The following is a 13,081-nucleotide window of genomic DNA, read 5'->3' as shown; positions in this document are numbered from 1 at the left end:
CACGGGCCGGGTCGGCAATGTATTTCTTGCCGGTGCCAGGGGCGGCGGTCGGGCCGCCGTTGAGCGCCACCATCGAGTCATAGAACGGGTACGTGCCAGGAGGCGAGCTCTGCAGGTCGGGCATCGGGGGCACTTCGTTGCCGCCAGCCGTCGGCGAGGGCAGCAGGAAGGGGCCGATCTTGCCGTTGAGCGAGCACTCGAAGCTGTCGCAGTTGATGCCGAAGTCCTCGGTGTCGAAGATGCGTTCGCCCGCCGCCTGGTTGCGGTAGGTGACGTCGGTGAAAGGCGTGATCACCCGGTAGTCGCCATCGAAGGGCAGCGGACGGATGTCGAGGCGGTGACGCGCGAAGACGATCTGGTCGCCCTCGATCGGCTTCTCGACCGCGAAGGCCGCTTCGAGCGCGATCACCAGGCGGGCCCTCAGTTCGAAGGCGTCGTCGAGCAGCACGTTGGTGGCGTCGAAGTAGAAGTGCTCCTCGAAGAAGTTGTCCGGGAAGACTTCCGGCAGGCCGCCTTCCGGGCCGTCCGGCAGCGCCAGCAGGCACCAGCCGCCATCCCATTCGGCCTGCGTCGTGAGATCGCAGAACTCCAGCGTGACGCCGGTGCGGTCTTGGTACCACGCCGGGTAGCCGCCGACGGTGGGCGCATTGTTGACCGGGCCGACCCTTTCGAGGCCGGCTTGGGCGGGTGCAGCTGCGGCCATCGCCAGCAGGACTGCGGCGGAAATCGCTTGCAGTTTCGTCTTCATACGGGTCGTCCCCATTTCATCGGTAGTTGGCTGGCGTTGCTCCGTGCAACACCAGGTCGGTTCCTGCAAGGACCTGTTACGCAGCGAACGTGCCATGTCGGGAAAGTACCTGGAAGAATACGAATGAGTACGTTTTGTTGGGGGACGAAGGTGCCGGGCGACACCCACCCCCCGAAGCTGGTGGGGGAAGACCCCCAACGAGCCGCGACATTGGGGAAACGTCGCTGGGTTCTGTTACCGGCGACGCCCGAAGGTGCTTCTTGATACAAAAGGACTCGCCGGGGAAGGTGCCGCGGCCCCTCCGACCAAGGTGCCTGGGGGATGACCCCTAAGAATTAGGTGGGATCTTTAGGCCGGGCTGACGCATGCCGGCGGTAAGGAGCCACTGACTGGCTAGGTATAATCCCGAGCTCCGCGCGCGGCCCGCTCGCGCGCGGGCCCGACTTCCCCGGCTGCTCGCGCGGTCGCTTCTCCTTCCCCGTTCCGATGGCATTGATCGTTCACAAATACGGCGGCACGTCGATGGGCTCGACCGAGCGCATCCGCAACGTGGCCAAGCGCGTGGCCAAGTGGGTGCGCGCCGGTCACCAGATGGTGGTGGTGCCCAGCGCCATGAGCGGCGAGACCAACCGCCTGCTCGGCCTGGCCAAGGAAGTCGCGCCGGCGAAGACCGATGCCGCCGCGCAGCGCGAGCTCGACATGCTGGCCTCCACCGGCGAGCAGGTGTCGGTGGGCCTGCTGGCGCTGGCGCTGCAAGCCGAGGGCGTGCCGGCGGTCAGCTTTGCCGGCTGGCAGGTGCCCGTCCACACCAACGACGCGTACACCAAGGCCCGCATCGAATCGATCGAGGACAAGCGGGTGCGCAAGGAACTCGCCGAGGGCAAGGTGGTGATCATCACCGGCTTCCAGGGCGTGGATCCGCAGGGCAACGTCACCACGCTCGGCCGCGGCGGCAGCGACACCTCCGCGGTTGCGGTGGCGGCGGCACTCAAGGCCGCCGAGTGCCTGATCTACACCGACGTGGACGGCGTCTACACCACCGACCCGCGGGTCGTGCCGGAGGCGCGTCGCCTCACCACCGTGAGCTTCGAGGAAATGCTGGAGATGGCCTCGATGGGCTCCAAGGTCCTGCAGATCCGCTCCGTCGAATTCGCGGGCAAGTACCAGGTCCCGCTGCGCGTGCTATCCAGCTTCACCCCGTGGGACATCCCGATCGAGGAAGAGGCGAAGTCCGGCACGCTGATCACTTTTGAGGAAGACGAGAAGATGGAACAAGCCGTCGTTTCCGGCATCGCGTTCAACCGCGACGAGGCCAAGATTTCGATCCTGGGCGTGCCTGACCGTCCCGGCATCGCATACCAGATCCTCGGCGCCGTGGCCGAGGCCAACATCGAGGTCGACGTGATCATCCAGAACGTCAGCCACGACGGCCGCACCGACTTCAGCTTCACGGTGCACCGCAACGACTACGCGCGCACGCTCGACGTGCTGAAGACCAAGGTGGCGGCCACGCTGGGCACCGACCGCATCGAGGGCGACACGCGCATCTGCAAGGTCTCCATCGTCGGCATCGGCATGCGCAGCCACGTGGGCATCGCTTCCAAGATGTTCCGCGCGCTGGCCGAGGAGGGCATCAACATCCAGATGATCTCCACCAGCGAGATCAAGACCTCGGTCGTGATCGACGAGAAGTACATGGAGCTGGCGGTGCGGGCGCTGCATCGCGCCTTCGACCTCGACCAGCCGGCCGCGTAAGCGGCGCGTGCGCGGCCGCCCCCGCGTCAGGCGGGGGCCAGCTCGGCCCGCCGCACTTTGCTGTATCATCCCCATCCTTCGGAGCGATGACCGAGAGGCCGAAGGTGCTCCCCTGCTAAGGGAGTATGCGGGCCAAAACCTGCATCGAGGGTTCGAATCCCTCTCGCTCCGCCAGTCTGCCACGCAGGCTGCCTTCCTTCCCCCCGTCTTCCAGTGCGTCGTGCGTCCCCACGCATGGAAGCCAGCGCGCGGCGCCCTGGCGTGAGCCTTGCAATCAGCAGGGCAGTCGGCCGCTCGGCCCGACGCGTGACACGCTTCCCCCATCCCGGCAGGCACCGCCTGCGCCTTGCGGCCCGGCGCCCCTTCTTGCGCGCTGCGGGCCTGGGGGACACTGGGGCTTGGGTCCCCAACCCCGGGGACCTCCCCCAGGTTCTTCCCCCATTTCTCCCCTCCCCATCGCCTTCCCAGGGCTAGTGCGCGCCAACTAGTCCCAGGCCGAGTTGCGAATTGGAACCATTGTTATCAGGCTTGGTATTTGCGTAAGCATTCGTACGCACTTTCGTCGAAGTGCGTCCTGGGCGGAGGAAGTTTTGGCCCCTGGAGATGAACCTGTTCCCGATCCGCGCCGGCACTCCACCGGCCCGGATTCCTGCGGATGGCCCCTGTTGCCGCATCTCCGCGGCACACGCCTGCCGCGACCACCCCGTCCCCTCATCCCCACCGGCCCCGGCTTGCTGCGCCTTTCCACACCGGAGGAATGTGATGCAAACCAGACCAACCATCATCGCAGCGGCCGTCGTGCTCGCGTGCGCGGCCGCCGGCACGGCGCACGCGGCTCTCGAACGCGCGGGGCCCCCCAGCCCGGTGCCGACCGCGGGCGGGTTCCCCGCCTGGTTCCAGGACCGCACGGGGGTCACGCTGGAGTTCTGCGACTTGTCGACGCAGGCCGAGTGGGATGGTGGCTGGTGCGTGATCGCGCCGCCGGAGGGGCCTGCCAACGGCCTGCCCGAGTCCTTTCCCGACAACTTCTTCGAGGAGCACTTCTACTATGTCGCCGACAACGCGCTGAGGGATGACGCCCGGGGCTTCCGCGCCCGGCTGGTGCTCGCGCTCGAAGCCATTCCCGACGGCGGCCACACCGTCTTTTCGCGCCATCGCCTGGACATCCGGAACCTGCCCTTCGACGGCGACTACCGCGTGGTCACGCCCTTCATGGACGTCACCTTCTTCGACCAGCCCCAGGGCGAGCGGATCTTCGAGACCATCGACATCGGCATCGGCTGCCCGGACACCTTCGAATGCACCCTGGGCGGCACGCTGGGCCCGTTCCTGCTGCCCTCCGCCGTGGCCGGCGGGCCCGAGCTGCCGCCGATGCCGGACCTGATCTCCATGCCGCGCGGCACCGACCCCTTCTTCGACGTCGCGCGCGGCACGAGCGCCACGGCCACGGCCGATCCGGGCACCGGAAAGAAGTACCTGGCCGACCCGAGCCGCGTCGGTCCCATCACCGGCAGTCCGCTCGGGAAGTTCACGGCCAACAACGTGGATGGGTCGCAGACGCCCGGGCGCGACCACAACACCTTCCGGATCGAGGTGCGGGAGCCTTCCCCCGACCACAACGGCCGCGTGATCTACACGATCGACGGCGAAACCAACTTCAGCGTGGCGGGCCGGCTGATGGGCGGGACGCTGCCGGCCCAGCTGAATGGAACGCGGGCGGTCTACCATGCGGACGCCAGCGGGAACGTCACCGACCTCGACGTGTTCGCCGTTGCCGCACCCACGGTGCGGGCACGCATCCCGGGCACCCCGCAGCCCGAGAACGTCAAGCCGCTGCTGTCGTTCTATCCGCAGCCCTGTGCCGGCGCGATCGGCACGAAGCCGGACACCGGCGAGACCGTCATCAATCCGCCGCCCTACGGCGCGCCGCCCGGCACCCCGATCCCGATGGAGAACAGCGAGGGCAACAACCAGTACTGGGGACAGGCCTCGCCCGGTGGCCTGCCGCCCAGCCACGTCTGCATCGTGGACGATTCCGCGCTGGACGCCTCCGGCCACGTGGCGCCCGTGTATGCGCTGCGCGCCGTGACCGACGACGTGCGGATTCCCACCGCCAGCTTCGACGGGCCGCTCGGGGGCACGCTCACGGTGCAGGCGACTTCCAGCGATCCGACGGCGGTGCTGACGCTCGCCGGCTTCGGCCCCGGCAGCGATGGATCCACGATCGGCGTCGGTGCGGGCTCGGGCGTCGAACTGGTCGGCAACAGCGCCAAGGTCCACGGCCTCAAGGCGGCGCCGGCGCAGGTGCAGGTCGTGTCTTCCAAGGGCGGCGTCGGCCTGCGGTTCACGGACACCAAGCACGGCGCCACCCAGCTGATCGGACCGCCGATCGCGGTGAACGACAGCCTCTCGCTGATGGAGGACTGCAGCGACGGGCCTGCCAGCGCTTGCGCGGCCGGCGCCGAGGCCACCCTCGACCTGCTGGCCAACGACACGGTGCAGATCAACGGGACCGTCGAGAACCTGCGCGACGTGGTCGAGCGGAACCTGCTTCCGGTCAGCGTCACGCTCACCAGCGCCGGCCGGATCGGCACGGCCTCGGTGTCCAACGGCTTCCTGAAGTACCAGCCCCAGCCCAATGCCAGCGGCACCGACAGCATCAGCTACCGGGTTTCCATCGCCGTGGACACCGTACCGGACTCCAATCCCGGCGCCGTCGCTATCGAGGTCAAGCCGGTCAACGACGCGCCGGTCGCCGGCGACACGGCGTCCGGCGCCGTGGCGACCAAGCCCGTGACCATGAACCTCCTCGCGACCGCGAGCGATCCGGATGGCGCGGCCGACGTCCGCAACGCGGAGATCACCAACTGGCCGGCCGCGCTCGGCGCGCAGCCCACGCCGGTGAGCGGCGTCGTCAATTTCGTGCCGCCTTCCACGGGCACGTTCGGCTTCGACTACCGGGTGCTCGACGCGAACAGCGTGGTGTCGGCGAACGCCGGCAAGGGCAAGGTCTCGGTGGTGGCCAGCGAGCCCATCGTCATCATCCGGGCCCGCTACACGCGCCTGGGCGGCCGCTGGCGCGTCGACGGGACCGACCGGGTCCAGGCGCACCAGACGATCACGGTCGCCTACCAGAACGGCACGTTCGCCAAGGGCCCCTTCGCGGGCCAGTCCTGCGACGGCACGACGGCCATCCCGGACTGCGTGGTCGGCACGGCGGTCATGGGTGACGCGAGCTTCGTCTGGACGTTCCTGCAGAACTTCGGCGGCGGTGGCGCCAAGGATCCGAGCAACTCCGACCACACCTGGAGCACGCCGCCTTCCAGGGTCCGGGCGTTCTCGAGCAGCCCGGAACTCGGTGGTTCGGCGACGTTCGACATCGACATCGACTGAGCGACTCCGCGACCGAAAGGCGATTCGCGCCACGGCGGACGAACCGGCGGGCGCCGGTAGAATCCCCGCAAAGCCCGATCCGGCGCGGGGGTGACACTCCCCCGCTCCGCCAAGACCCGAAGGCCGCCCCGCGCGGCCTTCTTCCTTTTGCGAGGCGCCATGCCTTCCGATTTCGCCAGCACCTTCATCCTCGTCCTCACCTGCGTGGTCACCTTCATCGTGGCGCGCCTGCTGTCGCGCAAGTGGCGCGAGAAGAAGCGGCAGAAGGAGGAGGCGCAGCGCCGCGCCAACGAGAGCCGCCAGGTGCGGCGCGCGCGCGAGCGGCGGGCGAAATAAAAAAAAGCCGCCCGAAGGCGGCTTGCGTGCTCCCAGATCGTCCTTGTCGTTCTTCGGCGGCCGGCTTGTCCTGCCCGCTCGCCTTCGTTCTTCCCTGTACTACCCTGCGCTCGCTTGTCCGTGTGACTGCAGTGCGGGGAGTATCGGGGGCGGGGCGGGGGAGACCTTGCCAGCCTCGGGCGGGAGCACAGGTCAGCGGTATCTGACGTCCAGCCCGGCGGCCAGCGGCACGCCCGCTTGCCGCCGTGCTGCAAGCTGGCGCAGCAGCACGGGCACTACGAGCGCCACGCCGGCCATGCTCACCCACAGGCCCGGTGCGATCAGCAGCAGCGCGGCCGCGAGGCACAGCAGTTGTTCCCAGCGTTTCATCTCGACCAGGAAGAAGCGGCTGAGCGCCGCCGCCAGCACCACGATGCCCAGCACGCAGCCGGCGAAGGTGACCGCGAAGTCGTAGACCGTGAAGCCCTTGGCCACCAGCAGCAGCGAGGGCGAGAACACGAACACGAAGGGCACCAGGGCCTTGGCCAAACCGAGGCGGAAGGCCATGTTGCCGGTCTTGAACGGATCGCTGCCCGCCATGCCCGCTGCAGCATAGGCCGCGAGCGCCACCGGCGGCGTGATGTCCGCCAGCACGCCGTAGTAGAAGACGAAGAAGTGCGCCACCAGCGGCTGCACGCCCAGCTGCACCAGCGTCGGCGCGGCGACCGTGACCATGATGATGTAGTTGGCCGTGGTCGGGATGCCGCAGCCCATGAGGACGCAGACGACGCCCGTCATCGCCAGCGCCGCGAACAGCGTCAGGCTGCGCGGGTCCGCCAGGAAAGCCGGCAGCACGGCGGAGACCGTCGTCGCGATGGCCTGCGCCCAGCCCGTGATGATGAAGCTGATCTTGAAGCCCACCCCGGTGAGCGTGACCACGCCGATCACGATGCCCACGGTGGCAGCCGCCGCGCCGACCGCCAGCGCGTACTTGGCACCGGTCTCGAACGCCTCCACCACCACGCCGTGCCCGATGCGGCCGGTGATGCCGGCCAGTTTCCAGCCGGCGAGGGCGAGCACCACGCCGGTGGCGAACAGCGCGATCTTGATGCGGTCGGTGTCGGCCCCGAGCTCGGCGAAGCCGATCAGCATCAGCAGCACGTGCAGCACGACGAAGAGCGCCCAGTTGGCCGGCCGGTTGCCGCTCGTCTTGGTGGTCAGGCCCACGATCACGCAGGAGCTGATGCCGGTGAAGGCCGCGAGATAGGGAGTGCGGCCGGACACGAGGATGCCCACCAGCAGGAACAGCGGGATCAGCGTCGGCCAGCGCTGCTTCAGCGACTCGCGCAGCTTCGGCATTTCCTCCTCGGTGAGTCCCCGCAACCCGTAGCGCTTGGCCTCGAAGTGCACCTGCATGAACACGCCGAAGAAGTGCATGAAGGCGGGCACCACGGCGGCGGCGATGATGGTCTGGTAGGGGACGTTGAGGAACTCCACCATCAGGAAGGCGGCGGCGCCCAGCACCGGCGGCGTGATCTGCCCGCCGGTGGAGGAGGCGGCCTCCACCGCGCCGGCGAACTCGCGCCGGTAGCCGACGCGGATCATCGCGGGGATGGTGAGCGAGCCCACGGTCACCGCGTTGGCCACCGAGGAGCCCGAGAGCATGCCGAACATCGCCGAGCCGAACACGCTCACCTTGGCGGGCCCGCCGGCATAGCGGCCGGCGATGCTCGCCGCGAGGTCGAGGAACAGCTGGCCGAGGCCGATGCGCGTCGCCATCACGCCGAAAAGCACGAAGTGGAAGACGTAGGTCGCCACCACGCCCACCGCCACGCCGTAGATGCCCTGGCTGGTGAGGTACTGGTGGTTGATCATCTGGCTCCAGCTCGCGCCGGCGTGCTTCAGCAGGCCGGGGAAGAGCGGGCCGGCCAGCGCATAGGCCGTGAAGCCGAGCGCGATCAGCGGCAGCGGCCAGCCCATGGAGCGGCGCGTCGCCTCGATCAGCGTGACGAACAGGATCGAGCCGAACACGACGTCGGCGAGGCCGGGATTGCCGACGCGGAAGGCGAGGTCGTCGAAGATCCAGGGGATGTAGAGCACGCTGGCGGCGCAGGCGAGCGCCAGCAGCCAGTCGTACCAGGGCACGCCGCCCGGGCTGTGCCAGCCGGTCTGCGCTGCCGCGTCGTAGGCGCGCCGGGTGCGCGGGAAGACCAGGAAGATCAGCCCCAGCACGAAGGCGAGGTGCACGCCGCGGTGGGTGGTCTCGCGCAGCAGGCCGAAGCCGGCCGTCCAGTAGTGGAAGCAGGACAGGACGATCAGCAGCGCCATCACGATCCACGTGGCCGGCTCCACCGTGGGCCGGAAGCGCATCTCGGGATCGAACTTCTCTTCCAGTTCCTGCAGCTTGCGCTCGTCGAGCGCGGCTTGCGTGTTCATCGTCGCTCCAAAAAGAACAGGGAGGCCCCGCCTCCCCGTCCCACCGTCATCCCCGCGCAGGCGGGGATCCAGGGGTCTCACGCGCTGCGCGCGTGCTCCGGGCCCCCGCCTGCGCGGGGGTGACGGCATGTCCCCTTACTTGATCAGGCCGGCTTCCTTGTAGAACTTCTCCGCGCCCGGATGGAACGGGATGCCCGCGCCCTTGACCGCGTTCTCCTTGGTGATCAGCTTGCCCTTGGCGTGGCCGGCGGCGAGCGCCTTCTGCGCCGCTTCGCCGTACATGGCCTTGGTGATCTGGTAGACGGTGTCGGCCGGGATCTTCGCGCTGGTCACCAGCTGCGCGCCGACGGCCAGCGTGTCGACGGCGGGCACGTCCTTGTAGGTGCCGGCGGGGATGTGGTCGGTGGCGAACCAGGGGCTGGACTTCAGCAGCGCCTGGGCCTGCGGGCCGGCCAGCGGCACCAGTTCGATGCCCGTGCCGCTGGAGGCCAGTTCGGCGATGGCGCCGGCGGGGGCGCCGCCGACGAAGAAGAAGGCGTCGAGCGAGCCGTCCTTCAGCTTGTCGCCGGCCTGGTTGGGCTTGATGTAGTCCGGCTTGATGTCGGATTCCTTCACGCCGTACGCAGCCAGCACCATGCGGGCGTCGATCAGCGTGCCGGAGCCGGGCTCGTCGAGCGCGACGCGCTTGCCCTTGAGATCGGCCACGCTCTTGATGCCCGAGCCCTTCTTCACCACCAGGTGGATGCTTTCGGGATAGAGGTTGGCGATCAGGCGCAGGTCGGTGACCTTGGGCTTGCCCTCGAAGGCGCCGGTGCCGGTGTAGGCCCAGGTGGCGACGTCGGATTGCGACAGGCCCGCTTCCAGCGAGCCGCCGGCGATGGCGTTGACGTTGGCGAGCGAGCCGTTGCTCGCCTGCGCCGTGGCGACGATCTTGCCCGGTTGCGAAACGGCGTTGGCGATCATGCCGCCCACGGGGTAGTAGGTGCCCGCGGTGCCGCCGGTGCCGATGCGGAAGAACTGCTGCGCGTGCGCGGCGCCGGCGAAGGCCAGGACGGTGGCGAAGGCCGCGGCCCACTTTTTCATGCTCATGGAGAGTCTCCTCGTTGCGACGCGCGCGAGTAGAGCATGGGGCAGGGCTTTGCGGAAGAGTGGAAGCACGCGGGTGTTGCGCCCGCCCTCTTCACCGCTTCGACGGTTCGTCGTCGATCGAGGCGCTCCAGCGGTCGCCCCAGCCGGCGCGGCGGGCCTCTTCCAGCTCGCGGCGGCCGCGCTTGGTGGGGCGTCCGTGCTCGATCGCCAGTGCCGGCTCGCGGGCGAAGCGGCGCTGCTCCAGCGCGCGCTCGCGTTCCGCTCGGCTCTCGGCCGTCTCCTCGTACAACTGCTGGGCCACCGGGGCCGGCCCGCGCACGCCGGACAGGCCCTTGACCACCACGGTGCGCGTGAGGCCCTCGCGCCGCATGGCGACGGTGTCACCCACCTTCACCTCGCGCGCCGGCTTGGCCTCCTGGCCGTTGATCGAGACCCGGCCGAGGTCGATCTCCTCCGTGGCCAGGCTGCGCGTCTTGTAGAAGCGCGCCGCCCACAGCCATTTGTCGATTCGGATCCTGTCCATTCAGGAAGGATTTTCCGCCAGCGGCAGGCGGACGGTGGCGTCCAGGCCGGCCGTGCGGCTGTCGTTTTCACGGTTTTGCAACGCGATCGTGCCGCCGAGCGCACGCACGATCTCCTGGCAGATCGCCAGGCCCAGCCCGGAGCCGCTGCGCACGTCGCCGGCGGAAAAGGGCTGGAACAGGCGCGGCTGAAGCTCTTCCGGCAGCCCCGGGCCGCTGTCGCTCACCACGAAGGCCGCGCCTTCCGCATCCGCAGTCACGCGCACCGAGAGCGCGCGGCCGCGCGGCGTGTGCTTCACGGCGTTGTGCAGCAGGTTGCGCGCCAGCTCGCGCAACATCCATTCGTGGCCGCGCACCGGCGCCGGCGCGGTGTCGATCTCGAAATCGAGGTCCTTGTCGGCGATCAGGGGCGCGAGCTCCAGCGCCACGTTGCGCACCGCCTGCGCGAGGTCGTTGACCTGGTCCTCGCCCTGGGTGCGCAGCTGTTCCACCTTGGCCAGCGAGAGCATCTGGTTGGCCAGCACCGTCGCGCGATCCACCGTGTCGCGGATCTCCTGCAGCGCCTGGCGCGGCTCCACGTCGCCGCGCAGCGCCGACTGCACCTGCGCCTTCAGCACGGCCAGCGGCGTGCGCAGCTGGTGCGAGGTGTCGCGCACGAAGCGCTTCTGGTTCTCCAGCATGTGTGCGAGGCGCGCCATCACGCCGTTGGTCGCATCCACCAGCGGCAGCAGTTCGCGCGGCGCGCCCTCGGCGGAGATCGGCGTCAGGTCGCCCGCCGGGCGCGCCCGCATCTCGCCGCTCAGGCGCCGCACGGGCCGCGTCGCGCCCTGCACGACCACCAGCACCACCAGTGCGATCACGCCCACCAGCGCGGCCTGCTGCCAGAGGAAGTCGAACAGGATGCGGCGCGTGAGCCGCCGCCGCAGCTCCAGCGTCTCGGCCACCTGGATCACGGCCATCCCGCGGCCGTCGGGCGCGGCCACCGGCTGCAGCAGCACGGCCACGCGCACCGGGTTGTCGCGGAAGGTGGTGTCGTAGAAGTTGACCAGCGCCGCGTAGGGCGGCTGCGCGGGGATGCGGCCCTGCCAGAACGGCAGGTCGCCGAAGCCGGAGACCAGCTGGCCATGGAGGTTGGAGACGCGGTAGTACATGCGCGTCTGCAGGTCGGCCTCGAAGGCCTCCAGCGCCGAATAGGGCACGGTGGCGCGCAGCACCGCGTTCTCGTCGAAGCCGTGCACGTCGAGCTGTTCGCCGATCGACTTGGCCGAGGCGAGCAGGGTGCGGTCGTAGGCCGTGTTCACCGCGTCCAGCGTCTTGCGGTACAGCGTGGCGGCGTTGACGGCGATCACCAGCCCCACCGGCACCAGGATGCCGGCCAGCAGGTAGCGCCGCAGCGAGACCGGCCGTGGGGTACTCACTCTCCGGCCTTGAGCAGGTAACCCAGCCCGCGCAGCGTCACCAGCTTCACGCCGGTGTGGGCGAGCTTCTTGCGCAGGCGGTACACCACCACCTCGATCGCCTCGTACTGCACCTCGGTCTCGCCGGGGAAGACCAGCTCGAACAGGCGCTCCTTGGGCACGGCGTGGCCGGGGCGCGCAAGCAGGGCCTGCAGCAGCGCGGCCTCGCGCGGGGCCAGTTCGAGGATCTCGTCGCGGAAGTGGATGGCGCCGCTCTCGCGGTCCCAGTGCAAGCCGCCGATCCCGGGGTCCGCGCTCGCGGCCTGGCCGGGCGGTGCGCGGCGGCGATGCAGGGCGCGCAGCCGCGCCTCCAGTTCGTCGAGGTCGAAGGGCTTGGGCAGGTAGTCGTCGGCGCCGCTGTTCAGGCCCATCACGCGATCGCCCACGGTGCCGCGTGCAGTGAGGATCAGCACCGGCGTGGCCAGCCCGCTGCGGCGCGCCTCCTCCAGCACCAGCAGGCCGTCCATGCCGGGCAGGGTGAGATCCAGCAGCACCAAGTCCGGCGGCTCCTTCTTCCAGCGCTCCAGCGCCAGCCGGCCGTCGCTGCACACCTGCACTTCCATGCCGCGCTTGGTCAGCGTGCGCTGCAGCGCCGTCTGCATGGAAGGGTCGTCTTCGACCAGGAGGAGCTTCATCCCGTCAACCATAAACCGGCAGGATCTTAGTGTTTTCCCTAGTGCTGCGGACAGCCGAATGACAGCGTCGCGAACCACCATCCCGGGGTCCAACCCTGGAGACAACAAGATGCGTCGCAACGATTTCCTGAAGACGATGGCCGCGCTGGCGGCCGCCGGTGCGCTGCCGCTGTCGGCCCGTGCCGCCGCCAACCTGAAGATGATGATCCCCGCCAACCCGGGCGGCGGCTGGGACACGACCGGCCGCGCGCTGGGCAAGGCCCTGATCGACGCCAAGGCCGCCGACAGCGTGAGCTACGACAACAAGGGCGGCGCCGCCGGCGCGCTGGGCCTGGCCCAGTTCGTCAACGGCAGCAAGGGCGACCCGAACGCGCTGATGGTGATGGGCGCCGTGATGCTGGGCGGCATCATCACCGGCAAGCCGCCGGTGGACCTGCACACGGCCACGCCGCTGGCGCGCCTGACCAGCGAGTACAACGTCTACGTGCTGCCGGCCAACTCGCCGTTCAAGACGATGGCCGACGTGGTCGCCCAGCTGAAGAAGGACCCCGGCAGCGTCAAGTGGGGCGGCGGTTCGCGCGGCTCCACCGAGCACATCGCCGCGGCCATGCTGGCGCGCGAAGTGGGCGTGGATCCCTCCAGGATCAACTACGTGGCGTTCCGGGGGGGCGGCGAGGCCACGGCGGCCATCCTGGGCGGCAACGTCACCGTGGGCGGCTCGGGCTACAGCGA

At 69.3% G+C, this 13,081-nt stretch carries 10 protein-coding genes and 1 tRNA gene; 5 read left to right on the top strand and 6 right to left on the bottom strand.

All coding sequences use genetic code 11. The features are described 5' to 3' along the window. The coding region (locus VFM98_RS01955; RefSeq protein WP_325108205.1) for a hypothetical protein at positions 1-748 on the bottom strand (748 nt) is incomplete at its 3' end. Positions 749-1,234: 486 nt separating this feature from the next. On the opposite strand from VFM98_RS01955, the gene VFM98_RS01950 reads away from it, so the two are divergent. The 4 genes from VFM98_RS01950 to VFM98_RS01935 all read left to right on the top strand — a co-directional run bounded on the left by VFM98_RS01950 (position 1,235) and on the right by VFM98_RS01935 (position 6,232). Continuing rightward, a complete protein-coding gene (locus tag VFM98_RS01950; RefSeq protein WP_325108204.1) occupies positions 1,235-2,503 on the top strand; it encodes an aspartate kinase in 1,269 nt (422 codons plus the stop codon). Between the two features lie 80 nt (positions 2,504-2,583). Further along, a tRNA-Ser gene (locus VFM98_RS01945) sits at positions 2,584-2,677 on the top strand. A 588-nt stretch (positions 2,678-3,265) separates the two neighbouring features. Continuing rightward, on the top strand, positions 3,266-5,896 hold the full coding sequence (locus VFM98_RS01940; protein ID WP_325108203.1) for an Ig-like domain-containing protein: 2,631 nt from the start codon (positions 3,266-3,268) through the stop codon (positions 5,894-5,896). 159 nt (positions 5,897-6,055) lie between these two features. Continuing rightward, positions 6,056-6,232: a hypothetical protein gene (locus tag VFM98_RS01935; protein ID WP_325108202.1), complete on the top strand. Its 177-nt coding sequence runs from the start codon at positions 6,056-6,058 to the stop codon at positions 6,230-6,232. 192 nt (positions 6,233-6,424) lie between these two features. Here the strand turns inward: VFM98_RS01935 and VFM98_RS01930 are convergent, their stop codons facing one another. The 5 genes from VFM98_RS01930 to VFM98_RS01910 all read right to left on the bottom strand — a co-directional run bounded on the left by VFM98_RS01930 (position 6,425) and on the right by VFM98_RS01910 (position 12,349). Continuing rightward, positions 6,425-8,647, bottom strand: a complete 2,223-nt coding sequence (locus VFM98_RS01930) for a TRAP transporter permease (protein ID WP_325108201.1) — start codon at positions 8,645-8,647, stop codon at positions 6,425-6,427. Positions 8,648-8,782: 135 nt separating this feature from the next. Then, the gene (locus tag VFM98_RS01925) at positions 8,783-9,736 is read right to left on the bottom strand and encodes a TAXI family TRAP transporter solute-binding subunit (RefSeq protein WP_414708971.1); all 954 of its coding nucleotides are present in this window, start codon (positions 9,734-9,736) and stop codon (positions 8,783-8,785) included. 91 nt (positions 9,737-9,827) lie between these two features. Further along, positions 9,828-10,259, bottom strand: a complete 432-nt coding sequence (locus tag VFM98_RS01920) for an RNA-binding S4 domain-containing protein (RefSeq protein WP_325108200.1) — start codon at positions 10,257-10,259, stop codon at positions 9,828-9,830. Further along, positions 10,260-11,675, bottom strand: a complete 1,416-nt coding sequence (locus tag VFM98_RS01915; RefSeq protein ID WP_325108199.1) for a sensor histidine kinase — start codon at positions 11,673-11,675, stop codon at positions 10,260-10,262. After that, a complete protein-coding gene (locus tag VFM98_RS01910; RefSeq protein WP_325108198.1) occupies positions 11,672-12,349 on the bottom strand; it encodes a response regulator in 678 nt (225 codons plus the stop codon). The genes VFM98_RS01915 and VFM98_RS01910 overlap by 4 nt, the downstream gene beginning before the upstream one ends. Positions 12,350-12,458: 109 nt before the next feature. Between VFM98_RS01910 and VFM98_RS01905 the strand changes: the two genes are divergently transcribed. Next, a partial coding sequence (locus tag VFM98_RS01905) for a Bug family tripartite tricarboxylate transporter substrate binding protein (protein WP_325108197.1) occupies positions 12,459-13,081 on the top strand: 623 nt, incomplete at its 3' end.

The sequence above is a fragment of the Ramlibacter sp. genome (genome assembly GCF_035706265.1).
In the GTDB taxonomy this organism is placed as follows: Bacteria; Pseudomonadota; Gammaproteobacteria; order Burkholderiales; family Burkholderiaceae_C; genus Ramlibacter.
This window is presented reverse-complemented; position numbering and strand designations above follow the sequence as displayed.